Raw genomic sequence first — 17,467 nt, 5'->3', positions numbered from 1 at the left:
GATTCAGTTCCCGGCGCGCTTCTCCGCCAGCAGGCCGAGATAGTGCTGGGCGACCGTCGCGCCGGCGATGGCGGTGATGTCGGCATGGTCGTAGGCAGGCGCAACCTCGACGATGTCGGCGCCGCGGATGTCGAGACCGCCGGACTGGCGCAGCACCGCCAGCATCTTGGCCGATGACGGGCCGCCCGCGACCGGGGTGCCGGTGCCGGGCGCGAAGGCCGGGTCGAGACAGTCGATGTCGAAGGTGATGTAGCACGGCATATCGCCGACGCGGCTCGCGATCGCCGCGGCGATGTCGGCGGCCTTCATCTCGTCGATCTCGTTTCCGTGAAGCATCTGGATGCCGCAATCCTCCGGCGCATGGGTGCGGATGCCGATCTGGATCGAATGCGCCGGGTCTATGACGCCGTCACGCACCGCCCGACCGACGAAGGAGCCGTGGTCGATCCGCCTGCCGTCGTCGAACCAGGTGTCCTGGTGGGCGTCGAACTGGACCAGCGCCAGCTTGCCGTGTGTCGCGGCATGGGCCTTCAGCAGCGGCCAGGTGACGAAATGATCGCCGCCGAGCGAGACGAGAAACGCGCCGGATTTGAGGATCTTCGCGGCCTCCCGCTCTATTCTCCCCGGCGTTTTCTGGTGGTTGCCGTAGTCGAGCAGGCAGTCGCCGTAGTCGATCACGGCGAGATCCTCGAACAGGTCGCGCTGAAACGGATATTGCGGATCGTTGTCGAAGATCGCCGAGGCACGGCGGATCGCCTGCGGGCCGAAGCGCGCACCGGGACGGTTGGAGACGGCGGCGTCGAACGGGATGCCCCAGACGACCGCGTCCGCGCCCTTCAGGCTCTTGGTGAATTTGCGGCGCATGAAGGACAGCGCGCCGGCATGGGTCGGGTCGCTTGCCGCGCCGGTGAGGCCGCGGGCGGTAAAGGCGTGGTCGATGGATTTCGATGGCATGGTCGGTTCCCTGTCGCCAAGCCACCTAGCGCAAATCCGTGGCCGCGGCCAAGCACGCAAACAAAAAAGCGGAGCCGAAGCCCCGCTTTTCGAAGTCCTGTCTTCCGAAGCGGATTAGCGCTTGGAGAACTGGAACGACCGGCGGGCCTTCGCCTTGCCGTATTTCTTGCGTTCCACCACGCGGCTGTCGCGGGTCAGGAAGCCGCCCTTTTTCAGGGTCGGACGCAGGGTCGGCTCGTAATAGGTAAGCGCCTTGGAGATGCCGTGGCGCACCGCGCCGGCCTGACCGGAAAGACCGCCACCGGCGACCGTCGCGTTGACGTCGTACTGGCCGTTGCGGTTGGCCGCGACGATCGGCTGCTGCAGGATCATCTGCAGGACCGGGCGCGCGAAATAGGCGGTGAAGTCCTTGCCGTTGACGACGATGCGGCCGCTTCCGGGCGTCAGCCAGACGCGGGCGACGGCGTCCTTGCGCTTGCCGGTGGCGTAGGCGCGGCCGTGGGCGTCCAGCTTCTGGACATGGACCGGCGCTTCCTGGGCGGTTTCTTCCGCCGGCGCCGCGCCGGTTGCTTCGCCGAGTTCTTCGAGAGAGTTCAATTCAGCCATGGTGTTCAACCGACCTTCTTGTTCTTGGGATTGAGAGCGCCGACATCCAGCGTCTCGGGCTGCTGCGCCTCGTGCGGATGATCCGCGCCGGCATAGACGCGCAAATTCTTCATCTGGCGGCGTCCGAGCGGGCCGCGCGGGATCATGCGTTCGACGGCCTTCTCGACCACGCGCTCGGGAAAGCGTCCGTCGAGAAGCTGCTCGGCGGAGCGCTGCTTGATGCCGCCCGGATGGCCGGTGTGCCAGTAATACACCTTGTCGGTGCGCTTCTTGCCGGTGAGCGCGACCTTGCCGGCGTTGATGACGATCACGTTGTCGCCGTCGTCGACGTGCGGTGTGTAGGTCGGCTTGTGCTTGCCGCGGAGACGCGAGGCGACGATGGATGCAAGACGGCCGACGACGAGATTCTCGGCGTCGATCAGGATCCACTTCTTCTGCACGTCCGCGGGCTTCTGGGAGAATGTCCGCATTTTCTTGTCCTTGAATTCATCCCCGTCCGGAGAACCGAAGCCGGGGCTTTTCTTGTTGCTTGGATTGCGGCACCGCATCGGGCGGCGAACGCAAAAACAGAGCGCGCCAGGCGGAACCCGACGCGATCGCGGGTCAACTAGACCCAAAATCCCGCAACGTCAAGCGTTTGATTTGCGTGCGTCAAGAAAAAACAGAGCAAAAACAGTGTGTTGCAGATGTGGTATTATTTTACCGCATGTCAGCGTTTGATGACGAGGGGCCACGGCGACTTGATACTCCACCTAGGCGGCGGCTTTGTTGAGGCCTGTACGGTAGGTGAGCGCGATGAAAAGCTCTAATGCGCGGTGCCCGCCCCATCGCTGCTGGCTCTACCTCGGCGGGATCGAGTAAGTGCAGGAGCCGTGAGCGATGATCTCTTCTTCCTGATCGACGATCGACGCCTCGACCACGGCGAGTCGCTGGCCGGCTTTCAGCAGGCGGCAGGTGCAGAACAGCGGCCCCGGCGCCGCCTTGCGCATGAAGTTCATGTGGAAGCTCGTCGTCACCGTCAGCGCCTTCAGGCCGACATGGGCGAGGATGACGAAATAGGCGGTCACGTCGGCAAAGGTGAAGAGGGTCGGCCCCGACACGGTGCCGCCGGGCCGCAGGTGCTTTTCGTTCGTATCGAGCCGCATGGTGATGAAGCCCGGCCCGAGATCGACGAAGGAGAACACCCGGCCGTCCTGATGGATCTGCGGGAACTCGGTTTCGGCGAAGTGTTCGAGTTCGGGGATCGTGACGACGGGTTCGGGATGGGGGGCCATGGTGTTCCGTGTGGAATCGAGTGTCTTGTCGCCGCGTTTGACCTGCTGATAGGTTCGCCGTCAAGCAGCGCAGATTCCGGAGCCCGTCGCATGACCGCAAAACCCGAACTGGTCAAACACCCGCTCGTGACCCGCGACATGACAGGGCCGGTGCTTCGTCTGACGCTTTCCAATCCGCCCGCCAACGCGCTCTCCATCGCGATGATGAAGCACCTCATGGCCGCGCTCGAGGATGCGCGGAACGACAACGCCGTCAAGGTGATCGTCATCGCGGCCGCCGGCCGGGTGTTCAGCGCGGGGCACGACCTCAAGGAAATGACGGCGCACCGCACGGACGAGGACCGGGGCAGGAAGTTCTTCGCAAAGACGATGGGGATGTGCTCGCAACTGATGCAGGCCGTCGTGACGCATCCCAAGCCCGTCATCGCGGAAATCGACGGGCTCGCCACCGCCGCCGGGTGCCAGCTCGTCGCCAGTTGCGATCTGGCGATCTGCACCGACACCTCCGGCTTCTGCACGCCGGGCGTCAATATCGGCCTGTTCTGCTCGACGCCGATGGTCGCACTTTCGCGCAACGTACACCGCAAGCAGGCGATGGAGATGCTGCTGACCGGCGAGACGATCGACGCCTCGACGGCGCGCGAATTCGGCCTGGTGAACCGGATCGTGCCGAAGGAATATCTGCACCAGGTCGTCCAGAAGTATGCCGAGGTGATCGCCTCGAAATCGCCGCTGGTGGTCAAGACCGGCAAGGAGGCCTTCTACCGGCAGGCCGAGATGAGCCTGTCGGAAGCGTATGACTATTGCGCGCAGGTGATGGTCGAGAACATGCTTTATCGCGACGCGGAGGAGGGGATCGGCTCCTTCCTCGACAAGCGAAAGCCGCACTGGACGGGTGAATAGGGCTTGCGGCCAAGCGCGCATCATCATAATAGGTTCATGATTTGTTCAAGAGGTTGGTGTCATGGCATTGGAACCCCGCCTAACGATGGTCACCCTCGGCGTCGCCGATGTCGCGGCCTCGACCGCGTTCTATGAAAAGCTCGGTTTCGAGCGGTCGTCGGCATCCAATGACGACGTGACCTTCTTCAAAATGAAGGGCACGGCACTCGGCCTCTTTGGACGCTCCTCGCTGGCCAGGGACGCGGGCGTCGAGGACAGTGCGCCGGGATTTTCCGGCGTGGCGATCGCGCACAATCTCGACAGCGAGGCGGCGGTGGACGCCGCCTTCGACCACGCCGTCTCCTGCGGCGCGAGCCCCGTCAAGAAACCGGAAAAAGTGTTCTGGGGCGGGTACTCCGGATATTTCGCCGACCCGGACGGCCATCTTTGGGAACTGGCGTTCAACCCGTTGATGCACAACGACGATGACGGGTTCATGCAGCTTCCATGAACCATGACGCCTATTGCAACGAGCACATCGCCGGCATTCTCAATTCCGTCCGCACCATCGCCGTCGTCGGCGCGTCGGCGAATGTCGCGCGGCCAAGCTATTTCGTCGCCAAGTACCTGATCGCCAAGGGATACACGGTCCATCCGGTCAATCCCGGACAGGCGGGCAACGAGATCCTCGGCCGCCCCGTGTATGCCAGCCTCGCCGACCTGCCGGAACCGGTCGACATGGTTGATGTCTTCCGCGGATCTGATGCGGTGCCCGGGGTCACCGACGCGATCCTCGCGATGGAGCCGCTGCCGAAGGTCGTGTGGATGCAACTCACCGTCCGCCACGACGAATCGGCGGCACGCCTGGAGGAGCGCGGCATCACGGTCGTGATGAACCGCTGCCCCAAAATCGAATATGCGCGGCTCTCCGGCGAAATCGGCTGGAACGGCGTCAATTCGAGCGTCCTTTCGTCCCGCCGGCCAGAACTGCGTAGCGGCTACCAGAGCTTCGGCATCCGCCGGTAGCGCAGGCAGCGTTTCGCCCGGGCGCACCGTCGCGCGCGACAATCCTCTTTGACAGGTTCGCCGTTCCCCGCCACAAGGTTGGCCGCACGAGTTAGGAGGAACGACCCATGTCGCAGCGTGTACCCGGCTTCGAAACCCTCGCCATCCATGCAGGCGCGCAGCCAGACCCCGCCACCGGCGCGCGGATCACGCCGATCTACCAGACCACCTCCTACGTCTTCAACGACACAGACCACGCCGCCTCGCTGTTCGGCCTGCAAGCCTTCGGCAACATATACACGCGCATCATGAATCCGACGCAAGCGGTGCTCGAGGAACGGCTCGCGGCGCTGGAAGGCGGGACGGCCGCGCTCGCGGTCGCCTCCGGCCATGCGGCGCAGTTGATCGTCCTTCACACGCTGATGAGTTCCGGCGACAATTTCGTCTCCGCCCGCCAGCTCTATGGCGGCTCGATCAACCAGTTCGGGCACTCCTTCAAGAATTTCGGCTGGGAGGTCCGCTGGGCCGACGCGAAGGACCCCGACAGCTTCGCCGGGCAGATCGACGACCGCACCAAGGCGATCTTCGTCGAGAGCTTCGCCAACCCCGCCGGCTTCGTCACCGATATAGCGGCGCTGGCGAAGGTCGCCCATGACGCCGGCCTCCCGTTGATCGTCGACAACACCATGGCGACGCCCTACCTGCTCCGGCCGATCGAGCACGGCGCCGACATCGTCGTCCACTCGCTGACGAAATTCCTCGGCGGCCACGGCAACTCGATGGGCGGCGTCATCGTCGACGGCGGCACGTTCGACTGGTCGGCCTCCGACAAGTATCCGATGCTGTCCAGGCCGCGCGAGGAATATGGGGGCATCGTGTTACACGAGACGTTCGGCAATTTCGGCTTCGCCATCGCCTGCCGGGTCCTTGGCCTGCGTGATCTCGGCCCGGCCATCGCGCCGATGAACGCGTTCCTCATCCTCAACGGCATCGAGACGCTGCCGCTGCGCATGCAGCGCCACTGCGACAATGCGCTGGTCGTCGCCAGACATCTGACCGGCCACGACAAGGTTGACTGGGTCGAGTATTCCGGCCTGCCGGACCATCCCAATCACGCGCTTCTGCAGCGCTATAGTCCCAACGGCGCGGGCGCGGTCTTCACTTTCGGCCTGAAGGGCGGATACGAGGCGGGCGTCAGGTTCGTCGAGGGCCTCGAGATCGTCTCGCATCTGGCGAACATCGGCGACACCCGCACCCTGGTGATCCATCCGGCGTCGACGACGCACCGCCAGCTCACCGACGAGCAGCGCGAAGCAGCGGGCGCCGGCAACAACGTCGTGCGCCTCTCGATCGGCATCGAGAACGCCCCCGACATCATCGCCGACATCGACCAGGCGCTGGCGAAAGCGTGACATGCGCGGTGCGGAGTTGACCTACCGCAATTTTCCGGGACGCCACCTCGGTTAGATTCCACTGGAAACAACCGGTGGAGGCCTTCATGTCAAAGCGCGCAGGAGCGATCGCGATTGCCGCGATCGCCGCTCTGGCCTCGGGCGCAGCTTTTGCCCAGTCGCAGGACCCGGCCTGGCTCGACGAGCTGTCGGACCAGCTTGCGGTGGAGCAGGACTGCGCCGTCGACTATTACATCAACGTGCGCGAGGGCACGCTTGGGGGGCGCAACACCTTCGAGGCGCGGGCGCAATGCCGCGACGGCCGTCAGTTCGACGGCGCCCGGACCGAACCGGCCTCGATGTTCACGATCGAGCAGTGCGGCGTTCAGGTTTGCTGACGAGCCAGCCGGCATAGACCGGATCGGCGTCCTTCATGTCCTCATAGAGCCAGACCATGCGGTCGACGAACCAGATCTTGAAGACGGAGGCAAGCAGCGCGCCGAGCGCCGCAGCCCACGGGTCGAGCGCGTAAAGTCCCCAGATCATCGGCAGCAGCGACAGGCCGCTCGCCACGCTGAGCCATCTCGCCCAGGCGGCGTGGTGGGCCGGGATCGGGATCGTCTTCCGGTTCAGCCAGACGCGCTCGCCGAATGTTCCCTTCGACACCCAGTTGTCGGTCGAGGCGGGGGGCGGGAAGGCGCGCGGATTGTAGAACGTCCACAGGACTAGCAGCACGATCGGCACGAGCGACAACCAGCCGATCCAGACGCGGCTCCAGATCGCCAGCGCCAATAGCGGGAGAACCGGAAAGCGCGTCCAGACGCTCCATGGGTTGGCGTGGCGCGCCCAGGTCGCGTCGCTCATCGCCATCGAACGTTCGAGGCTTTTGTCCAGTCGCATGATGTGACTATAGGAACGGGTCGTTGAACTTGCGAGGTGCCCGATGCCCGAACCGTTGTGTGTTGCAATCGATACGTCCGGCGCGGCGCCGGAAACCGACCGCCCCGCGCCGGAAAAAGCGATTTCGGGCGATCCGGAGTTCACGACGTGGAACGTGGAGGAGCGCGACGGCCTTTACTGCGGCGTCTGGCAGGCGACGCCGGGGAAATGGAAGATCTCCTACGACGAATGGGAGTTCTGCCACATCCTCCAAGGCGTGTCGGTGATCGCGGAGGATGGCGGGAACGTGCGCACGGTGAGGGCCGGCGACAGCTTCGTCCTTCGGCCGGGCTTCGAGGGAACCTGGGAAGTGATCGAGACGACGCGCAAGGAATACGTCATCCGGCTGTGACCGGCACCCGCTCCAGCCCGTGGAAATGATAGACGTCGGCGTAGCGCAGCGCCTCGGTGACCTGCAGACCGGGCAGACGCTCGAACAGGACGGGCAGCGCGACCTGCAGTTCCAGCCGGGCGAGGGGCGCGCCGACGCAGAAATGGATGCCCGCGCCGAACGAGACGTTGTCGTTCTTGTCACGCGCCGGGTCGAACCGTCCGGGCTCGTCGAAACGCCGCGGATCGCGGTTCGCCGCCCCCAGCATCAGACCGATCGTGTCGCCCTTCTTCAGCGCTACCGGATGACCTTCCAGGTCGAAGGTCAGATCCTCCAGCGCATAACGGGTGAACATGTGAAGCGGCGCGTCATGGCGCAGGCACTCCTCCACCGTTGCCGCGCTCGCCTTGTCGTCGGCGAACAAAACCGCCGGGTCGCGGCCGCTCTCGACGATCGTTTTTACCGCGTTGCCGATCTGGTGGACCGTCGCCTCATGGCCGGCGTTGAGCAGAAGCACGATGGTCGAGATCAATTCGTCGAGCGTCAGGGTGTCGCCGTCCTGCTCAGCCGCGATCAGGGCAGAGAGCAGGTCGTCGGCGGGATTTTGGCGGCGTTCAACGATATGTTCGCGCAGGAAGGCGGAAAATTCGCCGGCGGCGGCATCGGCGTTGCGCGCGTCGTCGTTGGACGGGTCGAGCACATACATGCGACACATGGCATGGGACCAGGCGACGAGCTGCGGACCCGCCTCGACCGGCACGCCGAGCATGCCGCAGATCGTCACCAGCGGGATTGGCGTCGCGTAGCGCTCCAGCAGTTCGACCGGCTTGCCCGGCGCGAAACCGTCGATCAGGCGGTTCGCCAGCGCCTCGATTTGCGGACGCAGGCGCTCGACGTTGCGCGAGACGAACGCCTTGTTGATCAGCTTGCGCAGCTTCGTGTGGCCGGGCGGCTCAAGTTCGAGCAGGGAGTGGCGTTCGACCGCGTCGAAATTCGCGAGCGCCGGGTTTGGGCCGGGAAGGCCGAGCTCCTCACGCGTCGCGACATGCAGGATCTGCCGCCCGAAGCGCCGGTCGCGCAGCAGCGCGCTGACCGCGTCGAACCCGGCGAAGCACCAGTGGCCGTATTGCTCCCAGAAGAAGGCCGGGCTGACGCGGTGCAGCTCGGCATAGGCGGCATAGGGGTTCTGCACGAAGTCCGGATCGTGCGGATCGAGCGACAGCCGGTTGCCGGAAAGCTGGAAGGAGGAGGGAAGCATCCGCATTCCTTAGCAGGGGGCGGGCCGGAACGGGAGTGGGCACCTTTCTTCCGCTTGCTGTCGTTATCGTGGCCCGATAATCGGGTCGAGGGCAGCCACGAGTTTACATTGTCATGAAAGTCATCATCGTCGGAGCAGGGATCGCCGGTCTTTCCACCGCATGGGCGCTGTCGAAGGCCGGCCACAATGTGACGCTGTTTGAGCAGGGGCCGGTGCCGAACCCGATGGCCGCGTCCGGCGACCATCACCGTATCATCCGCCGCGCCTACGGCGCGGGTTCTGGCTACGGGGCAGCGATCACCGAGGCCTACGAGGCCTGGGACGAATTGTGGGCCGATCTGGGCGAAAGCCATCTCGATCCACGCGGCTTCATGGCCGTCAGCCGCGAGCCGGACGACGAGGCGGAGGATTATCTGAACGGCTTGCGCGAGGGCGGCTGGCCTTGCGAGCTGTTCCAGCCGGACGAGGCGGTAAAGCGCTTCCCGTTCCTCAATCCCGGTACATTCCGCTACGCCTTCGTTTCGCCGGAGGGCGGCGCGCTGCATTGCCGCCGCATCGCGTCCGGCATGGCCGGTTGGCTGCGGGCGCGCGGCGTCGACTTGCGGGAGAACACGCGTGTCGCCTCGGTCGACCCGGCGGCAGCATCGGTGACGGTGGCGGACGGGGAGACAGCGCAGGCCGATCTGGTGATCGTCACGGCGGGCGCGTGGGTGACCAAGCTGTTTCCCGACCTCGCATCCGTTCTGACCCCTTTCCGGACCGCAGTCGTCTATCTCGACCCGCCGGCCGATTTCGCCGAGGCGTGGGCGAGCGCTCCGGTGATCCTCGATGTCGGCGGCATGACCGACGGCTACATCATTCCGCCATCGGGCGGGGGCGGGCTGAAATTCGGCTCCGGACTGCACAAGTTTGCGAACGCGGACGCCGACGCGAACCGCGAGCCGGAACCGGGTGAAGGGGAGACGGTGCGCGACCTGTTCGCGCCGCCGCTGCGCGATCTCAACCGCTACCGCGTGACCGACACCGTAACCTGCGCCTACACCTTCACCGAAGACGAGCGGTTCTTTGTGCGCGAGGAGGGCAGGTGCCTCGCGGTCTCGGCATGCTCCGGCCACGGCTACAAGTTCGGTGCTGCGGTGGGTAGAAGGGTGGCGAGGTATGCTGGGGACGGGGACTTCGCGGGCCTGAAGAAGTGGATGCGCGCGGAGGGCAGATTATAATGCCAGAAAGCCGCGGCCCTGACCAACGGATGGCCCGGTGAATCCAATCAAGTGATGCTGCCGTCCTAGTCATTCAGAAGATGGATGATTGCTGACATCAACTTTTGAAATTGCTTTTCCGTGCCCGGTGTCCTGACCTCCAGCTTACCGCATTTGCGGGCGAACCTGTCGAGCGTCATCTCGCCTTCGGAGACGGCGATCAGATCGGCGTAAGTAGTCGAGAAAATGAGGTCCGGGTCAACGCAAGGCCCGTAAAGAACCTGAGCAACGCTGTTTTCCACGTTCAGCGCCATGTTCTCGCCGTCTACGATGAAGGCGACCCGGAAATTCATGCCCGGCACGACGACGCGCCGCGCCGCCGCGCCCAGTGTCGTAGTGACGGTGCGCAGATTGCCCGGTGCGACGACTTCGCCCTCGGGCTCGAACCTGGCGCCGAATAGCGCGAGTTCGAACAGTATGTCGCGGGTGCGGGCGCCAAGGTCGGTCAGTTCGTATACCGACGTTCCGTGGCCGCCGTCTGCCTTTACCACCAGCCCGTCCGCGACCAGCTTTCCGAGACGCTCGGTCAGAAGGTTCGCTGCCACACTCGTCAGGCCGCGCTGAAGATCCGTGAAACGCGCTGGCCCCGCGTGAAGATCGCGCAGGATCAACAAAGTCCACCGGTCGCCGATTCGATCGAGCGCCCGGGCGATCGGGCAAAGCAGCTTGTACGACCGGGATTTGGCCATGAAGCCTCACGGGAATGTTACTTTATAATATAAAGTAATCGCTTTATATTCAACAGTGAAGATATATCGGGCACGTTCCGTGTCAACAGGCAGGAAATCACGCCCTACCGGCGCAGGCGGTTAGACGATCCTGTCCTCCTTTGCAGGCTAGTCGCCCGTAGCGGCGCTCGACCGTCAAACCAAGCAGGGAGGACAAGATGTCCAGCATGAATATCCTTCTCGACCGCAACCGCGCATTCGCCGAAAATTTCGACGGGGCGGATTTGCCGATCCTGCCCAAGATGCGCTCCGTCATTGTTGCCTGCGGCGATTCTCGGGTCGATCCTGCGCACATCCTCGGTCTAGAACTGGGCGATGCCGTCGTCATCCGCAACAATGGCGGGCGGGTTACGCCGGCGGTGATCGATGAGATCGCGGCGCTCGCCTTTATCGTCAAACAGATGGATGGGGACGAACCAGGCCCGTTCGAACTCATCCTCCTGCAACACACGCAATGCGGCGCGGAGCGTTTTGCCGATCCGGGTGTACAAAGCGCGCTGAAGGAGCAACTCGGTGTCGACGTATCGCAGGTCGCGATCACCAACCACGAGGCGAGCCTGCACGGCGATATCGAGCGCTTGCGAATGGCGCCCGAAATACCCGGCTATATCGTCGTCTCGGCGTTTATCTACGACATGAAATCAGGCGGGATCCGCGAAGTCGTCGCGCCGATCGCGTTGGCAGATTAGCGGAAGGGCGGCTGGCGACACTGCCTGACGTCTTGCAGTCTCTGCGTGCTCCGGCCACAGTGACAACTTCGGCGCGGCGGTCGGCCGGAGGGTGGCGATGTATGCCGGGGACGGGGACTTCGCGGGCCTGAAGAAGTGGATGCGCGCGGAGCGGTGATTATCCCCAATCCTTTCCCATTAAGGTTTACGGAAACCGCGCCTTGCGAAACGCCGCATGAGCGCCCTATTTAGGGGCGAGAACAAACTTGATTCCTCTTGGCCCCGGTGTCCTCCGGGCGCTTCCAGACAATTCCCGGGAAGGTCACATATGCGCAATCCGATCGAAACCGCCATGAACCTCGTGCCGATGGTGGTCGAGCAGAGCAATCGCGGCGAGCGCGCCTACGATATTTTTTCACGGCTCCTCAAGGAGCGGATCGTCTTCATCACCGGCCCGGTCGAGGACGGAATGGCGTCGCTGGTCTGCGCGCAACTGCTCTGGCTGGAAGCGGACAATCCGAAAAAGGAAATCGCGATGTACATCAACTCGCCGGGCGGCGTGGTGACATCCGGTCTCGCGATTTACGACACGATGCAGTTCATCAAGCCGCCGGTCTCGACGCTGTGCATTGGCCAGGCGGCCTCGATGGGTTCCCTGCTGCTGACCGCCGGCGCCGACGACATGCGTTTCTCGCTTCCCAACTCGCGCATCATGGTGCACCAGCCTTCGGGCGGGTATCAGGGGCAGGTGACGGACATCATGATCCACGCCCGCGAAACCGAGAACCTGAAGCGCCGGCTGAACGAGATTTACGTCAAGCACACCGGCCGCAGCTACGACGAGATCGAGACCGCGCTGGAGCGCGACAAGTTCCTCACTGCGGAGGACGCGAAGGAATTCGGTCTGATCGACAAGGTCATCGAGTCACGCGAGGCGGCAGAGGCGGAAACCGGGAAATAGCGCGGCCTGGCGCCGCGATGTTGCCGGAATGTGACGCCCGGGAAGGTTCGCGAAAGCTTGAAGACACTATGATTGTCAAAAGCGAACCACCCATTAGGTTGTAAGTTGAGCCGGGCGGTAAGGGTTCGGTAAAGGAAAATGTCGGATCGTTGCACGTAAGGCGATTATGTGTACGAATATGTAAATGGTCCCGATGACCGGTTTCCGGGATTTTCCGGAATGTATGCAGGCATCGTGACAGTGCGGATCAAGGCAGGGGCCCGAGGGCCGCGAACCGCGATCCACTGAAAGGAACAGGCATGAGCAAGGTTGGCAGCAGCAGCGGCGGAAATGGTGGCGACACCAAGAACACCCTGTATTGCTCTTTCTGCGGCAAGAGCCAGCACGAGGTGCGCAAGCTGATCGCGGGCCCGACCGTCTTCATCTGCGACGAGTGCGTCGAACTGTGCATGGACATCATCCGCGAGGAAAACAAGTCCTCGATGGTGAAGAGCCAGGAGGGCGTTCCGACGCCGCAGCAGATCCTCGAGGTTCTCGACGATTATGTCATCGGCCAGGGCTACGCCAAGCGCATCCTGTCGGTCGCGGTCCACAATCACTACAAGCGGCTTGCCCATGCCGAGAAGAACGACGACGTCGAACTGGCGAAGTCGAACATCCTGCTGATCGGACCGACCGGCTGCGGCAAGACGCTGCTCGCGCAGACGCTGGCCCGCATCATCGATGTCCCCTTCACCATGGCCGACGCCACGACGCTGACGGAGGCGGGCTATGTCGGCGAGGATGTCGAGAACATCATCCTCAAGCTGCTGCAGTCGTCCGACTACAATGTCGAGCGTGCCCAGCGAGGGATCGTCTATATCGACGAAATCGACAAGATTTCCCGCAAGTCCGACAATCCGTCGATTACCCGCGACGTGTCGGGCGAGGGCGTCCAGCAGGCGCTGTTGAAGATCATGGAAGGCACTGTCGCCTCCGTGCCTCCGCAGGGCGGCCGCAAGCATCCGCAGCAGGAATTCCTGCAGGTCGACACGGCCAACATCCTGTTCATCTGCGGCGGCGCGTTCGCCGGCCTCGACAAGATCATCTCCGACCGCGGCCGCAAGACCTCGATCGGCTTCGGCGCGACCGTCGGTTCGGCCGAGGACCGCAAGATCGGTGAACTGTTCCGCACGGTCGAGCCGGAAGATCTGCTGAAGTTCGGCCTGATCCCGGAGTTTGTCGGCCGTCTGCCGGTTCTGGCGACGCTCGAGGACCTTGATGAGGACGCCTTGGTGCAGATCCTGACGGAGCCGAAAAACGCGCTGGTGAAGCAGTATCAGCGACTGTTCGAAATGGAGGACGTCAGCCTGATCTTCCACGAGGATGCGCTGCGCGCGATCACCCGCAGGGCGATCGAACGCAAGACCGGCGCGCGCGGTCTGCGCTCCATCATGGAGGCGATCCTGCTGGAGACGATGTTCGAACTGCCCGCTCTGGAAGGCGTTCGCGAAGTCGTGATCTCCGAGGAAGTCGTTTCCGGAAGCGCCCGCCCGCTCTACATCTATGCGGACCGCGCCGAAGACAAGGAGAACGCCTCGGCGTAAAGCTCGTCAGGCAGGATCAGATGTGAATAAGAAAGGCCGGGTTTCCCGGCCTTTTTTGCGGGCTGAGTGGCACGAATCGCGGGAGGGTTCGTCAGCAGCTACCCTCGCCGCCTCCGCCTCCGCCCCCAGGCGAGCCGTATTCGCCGCGCATATCCCTCACGAGGACGTTAAAGGCGGCTGTGCGGTCAGGGAGAGCCGGGGCGTAGCAAATTTGCTGCAGGAAGCGCTGACGCGTGCGGCGTTCTTCGGTCCGTTCGGCGCTCTGCTGAGCAGCCGTGGCGAGCATTGGCGTCGCCTGATAGTAAGCTTCATCGGCAGCCCCCGTGGTGCAGGCGCTCAGCGCTGCACCGCCTATCAGCAGCAGGGCCGCCCGACCCCAGCCATTTCTTGTTGTATCGTAGCTATTTTCCCTCATCTCGCTCATCCTCGCTGAAAATGTCGGCCCTTGGCATCGCTAGCAACTTCCTTCGCCGCCGCCCCCGCCGGGCGAGCCATATTCGGCGTGCATGTCTTCCACCAAGACGGCAATAGCGGCGGTACGATCACGGATATCCCGGGCGGCCGCGTAGCAGAGTTCACGGACGAAGACCCGGCGCCTCTCGCGTTCCCGACTTTGTGCTGCCGAAGCGGCCTCGCGGGCTCGAGCGTCACTGCTGACCCGTTCCACCAAGGCATTCTGGGCCTTGAAGGTGTCGATTTCGGTCGCCGTATTGGGCACCTGTACGCATCCCGCCAGCAACACGACGGCGATTGCCGCGGTTGCTGCTGCGGACCCGCCGACAGGGTTTGGCCCTTTCGTTTGGCATTTGGTCATGGAATCCCTCCGCCGTGGCTGGCCGGGATGGGCAGCGCGAGACCACGCGAATCTTCCCGGCAAGTGGTTGCCTCGTGAAAACAGCGTATCTCGCCTGCTACCTCTGCGGAATCCGCAGAGAGGGCGATGAGACTAGGTAGAACCGCGTATTTTGATCTGTCGCGTTGCGGGGTAGAGTTGCGCCGGGAAAAAGCACCGGGGGGTCGCCCGGATGAAATGCTCGCGGGTCACAATCTTGCGCGCCGTGGTGACGGCTGTCGCAGCCGTCTTGGGCTTTTCGGTCGCCATCATGGAACTGCACGCTGCCGAGCCGTCGATTTCAGTTCTGGCGGCACCCGGCGCCCCGCACCTGCAGATCGCCGATGTGCTGCAAGCCGGTGCTGCTGGGTTCAAGCCGCTTCCGGACCGAACGTTTCAAACGGGATTGGGCGAAGCGGATCATTGGATCAAGATCGAGCGGCGCGGACAGGAGGACCTGCTCGTTCTCGACGCGATGGTGGACGAGGCGGAGGTATATGCGATCGCGGCCGGGTCCGCGAGCATCGCTCCTCCGATGCGGGCAGGCGATACGCTTCCGGCTTCGGTACGCCCGATCCTATCCAGCCAGATCGTCTTTCCGCTACCCCCGCTTGAGGAGGCCGAAACGCTGTTCATGCGCGTCCGCCAACCGTCACCGGTCGCCATCACGATTTCACTCCGCCACGCCGATGCCTTTTGGCGCGAGCTATCGCGCGACGCGCTGATGCGCGCCGGCCTCCTGGGTGCGATTGCAATCATGATTGTCTTCAACACTGCGCTGGCGCTTACAACCGGCGACCGCGCGTTTTTCTTTAACGCCGTCACCATTGCCTCGATGCTCCTGCTGGCAATTTATCTAAACGGCCTCGGGGCGGCCTATGTCTGGCCGGAATGGCCGGAACTCTCGAACTTCGCGCTGATGGTCTCGCTCCTCTTGGCCTGTTCGGGCGGCGCGATCTTCTTCCATTCGTTCCTGCGGGGACCGGGCGGCGAGAAGCCGAGGTTCTTCAGGCTGCTACAGATCGTGCCCCTGCTCGCGCTGACGCTGCTCGTAAGCATCCCGTTCGTTGACTACTGGCGCGTCATGATCGGAGTTTATGCGCTGCTGCCGCTCACATTTGTCGCACTCTTCGCGGCGGTCATTCCGGAGGCACTGAGCGGAAACCGCCGGGCATTGGCACTCGCCGCGCCGCTTCTATTCAGCATCTTTCCCGGAATCGCGATCGTTGTTGCTTCCAGATTGCTTGGCACGAATTTCGGGACTGCCGAAAAGCATGTACTCGAAATCACGCTCGCCAGCGAGGCGATCCTGTTCTCGCTCGCATTGGCCTATCGCATCCGGCTGGCGGAGCGGGAGCGAAGCGACGCGCATCGTGAACTCCTCGACTTCATGGCGCAATCCGAGCGGCGGGTTCTCGCAGCGCTTGACGAAGAGCGGTCGCGGATCGCCGATGATTTGCATGACACCGCGGGCCAGGGCTTGGTGGCGATTACCAACCGCTTGGCCCGGCTCAGCCGAAATGAAGACATCCCGAAGGGAGCGCAGTCGGAAATCACCTCCGCCGCGGAAGCCTCAAAAACCGTTGTCGGTGACATCCGCCGCATATCGCATGAACTCCATGCCGTCGCCTTGCGACAACTCGGCTTCAGCAAGGCGCTAGGCTCGTTGGCGGACAGGATAGAATCCTCGGGAAGCCTGGGCGTCGGAATCCAAAACGGCATTACCGACGACGTGTTGACGGACGAGCAGGCCCGCCACGTCTACCGCATTGTCCAGGAACTGCTCGTCAATGCCGCAAAGCACTCCGAAGGCAGTCAAGCAGCGGTTACGGTCGAGAGACGCGGGAGCGAGGTAAACGTGAGGGTGGAAGACGACGGGGTCGATGCAGACGTCGAGACGGCCTCGAAACGTAAGACCGGCATCGGGCTGGAACTGGTGGCGCAAAGAATTAGGTGTCTGAATGGCAGGGTAATTCGTGACAGGCGGACGGGAAGCGGCTTCGAGTTTCGTTTTCCGCTTGCCGGGGATGACGGTGGGGCAGGAGCGCGGCATGGAAGCTGATCGCCGACAGCGGGAACGGACTGTGCTGATCGCGGACAACCATCCGCTGTTTCGCGCCGGCGTCCGGTCCACCGTCGAGGATCTGCCCGATTTCAGTGTAGTCGGAGAGGTTTCGGACGGTGTGGCATGCGTGACGCAAGCGGCCCTGTTCAAGCCGGATTTCGTCACTGTCGACCTGAATATGCCGGGTATGGATGGATTCGAGGTCGCGCTGCGGCTACGCGATCAAGGCAGCGGCTGTCTGGTGATCGTCGTCTCGATGTACGCCGACAAGGCATATGTGGAGAAGGCGATGGAGTGCGGTGCGCACGGTTTTGTCGCAAAGGAGGACGCCGGAACGGAACTCGGAATGGCGTTTGTGCAGGCGGGCAGCGGCTTTTTCATGAGCAGTTCGGTCGGCAAACCCGAGCCGTTGCTGACGGTGGCCTCAGACACTGGCGAAGGGATCGCGCAGATGCTTGAGCGGCTCACACCGGCCGAACGGCGGGTCCTGCGGCTCGTATCCAGGTCCCTGGCGAGCCGGACGATCGCTGATGAACTGGGCGTCTCGGAACGTACCGTGCACACCCACCGCAACAACATCTGCGCAAAAATCGGCGTACACGGAGCCAACGCACTGTTGACCTTCGCCTTGTCCAACCGAGATGAGATTGCCCGCCTTTGTGGCGATCCCGGTTCAAGAATATAACGCCCGTCCAGGATTTTCTTTGGGCCGATGCATTCGCGCATTG

Annotated in this window: 21 protein-coding genes; 12 read left to right on the top strand and 9 right to left on the bottom strand. The window is 63.4% G+C overall.

The window, feature by feature from the left end; translation table 11 throughout:
* Positions 1-3: 3 nt before the first annotated feature.
* The 4 genes from speB to LC298_RS05250 all read right to left on the bottom strand — a co-directional run bounded on the left by speB (position 4) and on the right by LC298_RS05250 (position 2,834).
* Entirely contained in the window at positions 4-954 is a 951-nt protein-coding gene (gene speB / locus LC298_RS05265) for an agmatinase (RefSeq protein WP_131568407.1), read from the bottom strand.
* Positions 955-1,068: 114 nt separating this feature from the next.
* Entirely contained in the window at positions 1,069-1,560 is a 492-nt protein-coding gene (gene rpsI, locus LC298_RS05260) for a 30S ribosomal protein S9 (protein ID WP_131568409.1), read from the bottom strand.
* A gap of 5 nt (positions 1,561-1,565) precedes the next feature.
* On the bottom strand, positions 1,566-2,030 hold the full coding sequence (rplM, locus tag LC298_RS05255) for a 50S ribosomal protein L13 (protein ID WP_131568411.1): 465 nt from the start codon (positions 2,028-2,030) through the stop codon (positions 1,566-1,568).
* Between the two features lie 369 nt (positions 2,031-2,399).
* Positions 2,400-2,834, bottom strand: a complete 435-nt coding sequence (locus tag LC298_RS05250; protein ID WP_131568413.1) for a PaaI family thioesterase — start codon at positions 2,832-2,834, stop codon at positions 2,400-2,402.
* 90 nt (positions 2,835-2,924) lie between these two features.
* Here LC298_RS05250 and LC298_RS05245 point away from each other — a divergent pair, with 90 nt between their 5' ends.
* The 5 genes from LC298_RS05245 (at position 2,925) to LC298_RS05225 (ending at position 6,510) form a co-directional block, all read left to right on the top strand.
* Complete coding sequence (locus LC298_RS05245; RefSeq protein WP_131568415.1) at positions 2,925-3,737, top strand: enoyl-CoA hydratase; 813 nt, start codon at positions 2,925-2,927, stop codon at positions 3,735-3,737.
* 61 nt (positions 3,738-3,798) lie between these two features.
* Positions 3,799-4,227: a VOC family protein gene (locus LC298_RS05240; protein ID WP_131568417.1), complete on the top strand. Its 429-nt coding sequence runs from the start codon at positions 3,799-3,801 to the stop codon at positions 4,225-4,227.
* On the top strand, positions 4,224-4,742 hold the full coding sequence (locus LC298_RS05235; protein ID WP_131568420.1) for a CoA-binding protein: 519 nt from the start codon (positions 4,224-4,226) through the stop codon (positions 4,740-4,742). The genes LC298_RS05240 and LC298_RS05235 overlap by 4 nt, the downstream gene beginning before the upstream one ends.
* A 107-nt stretch (positions 4,743-4,849) precedes the next feature.
* Positions 4,850-6,133: an O-acetylhomoserine aminocarboxypropyltransferase gene (locus tag LC298_RS05230; RefSeq protein WP_131568422.1), complete on the top strand. Its 1,284-nt coding sequence runs from the start codon at positions 4,850-4,852 to the stop codon at positions 6,131-6,133.
* Between the two features lie 86 nt (positions 6,134-6,219).
* Complete coding sequence (locus LC298_RS05225; RefSeq protein ID WP_131568424.1) at positions 6,220-6,510, top strand: hypothetical protein; 291 nt, start codon at positions 6,220-6,222, stop codon at positions 6,508-6,510.
* Here the strand turns inward: LC298_RS05225 and LC298_RS05220 are convergent.
* A complete protein-coding gene (locus tag LC298_RS05220) occupies positions 6,476-7,012 on the bottom strand; it encodes a DUF6653 family protein (protein ID WP_131568426.1) in 537 nt (178 codons plus the stop codon). The genes LC298_RS05225 and LC298_RS05220 overlap by 35 nt on opposite strands.
* 43 nt (positions 7,013-7,055) lie before the next feature.
* Between LC298_RS05220 and LC298_RS05215 the strand changes: the two genes are divergently transcribed.
* Entirely contained in the window at positions 7,056-7,403 is a 348-nt protein-coding gene (locus LC298_RS05215; protein WP_131568428.1) for a cupin domain-containing protein, read from the top strand.
* On the opposite strand, the gene LC298_RS05210 is transcribed toward LC298_RS05215, so the two are convergent.
* A complete protein-coding gene (locus LC298_RS05210; protein ID WP_223385555.1) occupies positions 7,390-8,640 on the bottom strand; it encodes a cytochrome P450 in 1,251 nt (416 codons plus the stop codon). The genes LC298_RS05215 and LC298_RS05210 overlap by 14 nt on opposite strands.
* 113 nt (positions 8,641-8,753) lie before the next feature.
* Between LC298_RS05210 and LC298_RS05205 the strand changes: the two genes are divergently transcribed.
* Positions 8,754-9,860, top strand: coding sequence for an NAD(P)/FAD-dependent oxidoreductase (locus tag LC298_RS05205; RefSeq protein WP_131568432.1), 1,107 nt, complete (start codon positions 8,754-8,756; stop codon positions 9,858-9,860).
* 65 nt (positions 9,861-9,925) lie between these two features.
* Here the strand turns inward: LC298_RS05205 and LC298_RS05200 are convergent, their stop codons facing one another.
* Entirely contained in the window at positions 9,926-10,588 is a 663-nt protein-coding gene (locus LC298_RS05200) for a winged helix-turn-helix transcriptional regulator (RefSeq protein ID WP_131568435.1), read from the bottom strand.
* Positions 10,589-10,785: 197 nt separating this feature from the next.
* Here LC298_RS05200 and LC298_RS05195 point away from each other — a divergent pair, with 197 nt between their 5' ends.
* The 3 genes from LC298_RS05195 to clpX all read left to right on the top strand — a co-directional run bounded on the left by LC298_RS05195 (position 10,786) and on the right by clpX (position 13,842).
* Positions 10,786-11,316, top strand: coding sequence for a carbonic anhydrase (locus LC298_RS05195; RefSeq protein ID WP_131568437.1), 531 nt, complete (start codon positions 10,786-10,788; stop codon positions 11,314-11,316).
* Between the two features lie 307 nt (positions 11,317-11,623).
* The gene (locus LC298_RS05190; RefSeq protein ID WP_131568439.1) at positions 11,624-12,256 is read left to right on the top strand and encodes an ATP-dependent Clp protease proteolytic subunit; all 633 of its coding nucleotides are present in this window, start codon (positions 11,624-11,626) and stop codon (positions 12,254-12,256) included.
* A 299-nt stretch (positions 12,257-12,555) separates the two neighbouring features.
* A complete protein-coding gene (gene clpX / locus LC298_RS05185) occupies positions 12,556-13,842 on the top strand; it encodes an ATP-dependent Clp protease ATP-binding subunit ClpX (RefSeq protein WP_131568441.1) in 1,287 nt (428 codons plus the stop codon).
* A gap of 91 nt (positions 13,843-13,933) precedes the next feature.
* Here the strand turns inward: clpX and LC298_RS05180 are convergent, their stop codons facing one another.
* Positions 13,934-14,257 carry a hypothetical protein gene (locus tag LC298_RS05180; RefSeq protein WP_131568443.1) on the bottom strand — a complete coding sequence of 108 codons (324 nt, stop codon included), beginning with the start codon at positions 14,255-14,257 and terminating at the stop codon, positions 13,934-13,936.
* A 39-nt stretch (positions 14,258-14,296) separates the two neighbouring features.
* Entirely contained in the window at positions 14,297-14,656 is a 360-nt protein-coding gene (locus tag LC298_RS05175) for a hypothetical protein (protein ID WP_131568445.1), read from the bottom strand.
* Positions 14,657-14,867: 211 nt separating this feature from the next.
* Here LC298_RS05175 and LC298_RS05170 point away from each other — a divergent pair, with 211 nt between their 5' ends.
* Positions 14,868-16,736: a sensor histidine kinase gene (locus LC298_RS05170; protein ID WP_131568447.1), complete on the top strand. Its 1,869-nt coding sequence runs from the start codon at positions 14,868-14,870 to the stop codon at positions 16,734-16,736.
* Entirely contained in the window at positions 16,726-17,424 is a 699-nt protein-coding gene (locus tag LC298_RS05165) for a response regulator (RefSeq protein WP_158284757.1), read from the top strand. The genes LC298_RS05170 and LC298_RS05165 overlap by 11 nt, the downstream gene beginning before the upstream one ends.
* The last annotated feature ends 43 nt before the right edge of the window (positions 17,425-17,467 follow it).

The sequence above is a fragment of the Oricola cellulosilytica genome (assembly GCF_019966575.1).
Taxonomy (GTDB): Bacteria; Pseudomonadota; Alphaproteobacteria; order Rhizobiales; family Rhizobiaceae; genus Oricola; species Oricola cellulosilytica.
The sequence above is the reverse complement of the archived record's forward strand: the minus strand, read 5'-3'. Positions and strand labels throughout refer to the sequence as shown.

Excerpts from the sequence above, each read along its gene's own strand:
- LC298_RS05175 (WP_131568445.1), bottom strand. The coding sequence starts at position 14,656 with ATGACCAAATGCCAAACGAAAGGGCCAAACCCTGTCGGCGGGTCCGCA.
- speB (WP_131568407.1), bottom strand. The coding sequence starts at position 954 with ATGCCATCGAAATCCATCGACCACGCCTTTACCGCCCGCGGCCTCACC.
- LC298_RS05250 (WP_131568413.1), bottom strand. The coding sequence starts at position 2,834 with ATGGCCCCCCATCCCGAACCCGTCGTCACGATCCCCGAACTCGAACAC.
- rplM (WP_131568411.1), bottom strand. The coding sequence starts at position 2,030 with ATGCGGACATTCTCCCAGAAGCCCGCGGACGTGCAGAAGAAGTGGATC.
- LC298_RS05215 (WP_131568428.1), top strand. The coding sequence starts at position 7,056 with ATGCCCGAACCGTTGTGTGTTGCAATCGATACGTCCGGCGCGGCGCCG.
- LC298_RS05170 (WP_131568447.1), top strand. The coding sequence starts at position 14,868 with ATGAAATGCTCGCGGGTCACAATCTTGCGCGCCGTGGTGACGGCTGTC.
- LC298_RS05195 (WP_131568437.1), top strand. The coding sequence starts at position 10,786 with ATGTCCAGCATGAATATCCTTCTCGACCGCAACCGCGCATTCGCCGAA.
- LC298_RS05235 (WP_131568420.1), top strand. The coding sequence starts at position 4,224 with ATGAACCATGACGCCTATTGCAACGAGCACATCGCCGGCATTCTCAAT.
- LC298_RS05240 (WP_131568417.1), top strand. The coding sequence starts at position 3,799 with ATGGCATTGGAACCCCGCCTAACGATGGTCACCCTCGGCGTCGCCGAT.
- LC298_RS05210 (WP_223385555.1), bottom strand. The coding sequence starts at position 8,640 with ATGCTTCCCTCCTCCTTCCAGCTTTCCGGCAACCGGCTGTCGCTCGAT.
- LC298_RS05180 (WP_131568443.1), bottom strand. The coding sequence starts at position 14,257 with ATGAGGGAAAATAGCTACGATACAACAAGAAATGGCTGGGGTCGGGCG.
- LC298_RS05220 (WP_131568426.1), bottom strand. The coding sequence starts at position 7,012 with ATGCGACTGGACAAAAGCCTCGAACGTTCGATGGCGATGAGCGACGCG.
- rpsI (WP_131568409.1), bottom strand. The coding sequence starts at position 1,560 with ATGGCTGAATTGAACTCTCTCGAAGAACTCGGCGAAGCAACCGGCGCG.
- LC298_RS05190 (WP_131568439.1), top strand. The coding sequence starts at position 11,624 with ATGCGCAATCCGATCGAAACCGCCATGAACCTCGTGCCGATGGTGGTC.
- LC298_RS05245 (WP_131568415.1), top strand. The coding sequence starts at position 2,925 with ATGACCGCAAAACCCGAACTGGTCAAACACCCGCTCGTGACCCGCGAC.
- LC298_RS05165 (WP_158284757.1), top strand. The coding sequence starts at position 16,726 with ATGGAAGCTGATCGCCGACAGCGGGAACGGACTGTGCTGATCGCGGAC.
- LC298_RS05230 (WP_131568422.1), top strand. The coding sequence starts at position 4,850 with ATGTCGCAGCGTGTACCCGGCTTCGAAACCCTCGCCATCCATGCAGGC.
- LC298_RS05225 (WP_131568424.1), top strand. The coding sequence starts at position 6,220 with ATGTCAAAGCGCGCAGGAGCGATCGCGATTGCCGCGATCGCCGCTCTG.
- LC298_RS05200 (WP_131568435.1), bottom strand. The coding sequence starts at position 10,588 with ATGGCCAAATCCCGGTCGTACAAGCTGCTTTGCCCGATCGCCCGGGCG.
- clpX (WP_131568441.1), top strand. The coding sequence starts at position 12,556 with ATGAGCAAGGTTGGCAGCAGCAGCGGCGGAAATGGTGGCGACACCAAG.
- LC298_RS05205 (WP_131568432.1), top strand. The coding sequence starts at position 8,754 with ATGAAAGTCATCATCGTCGGAGCAGGGATCGCCGGTCTTTCCACCGCA.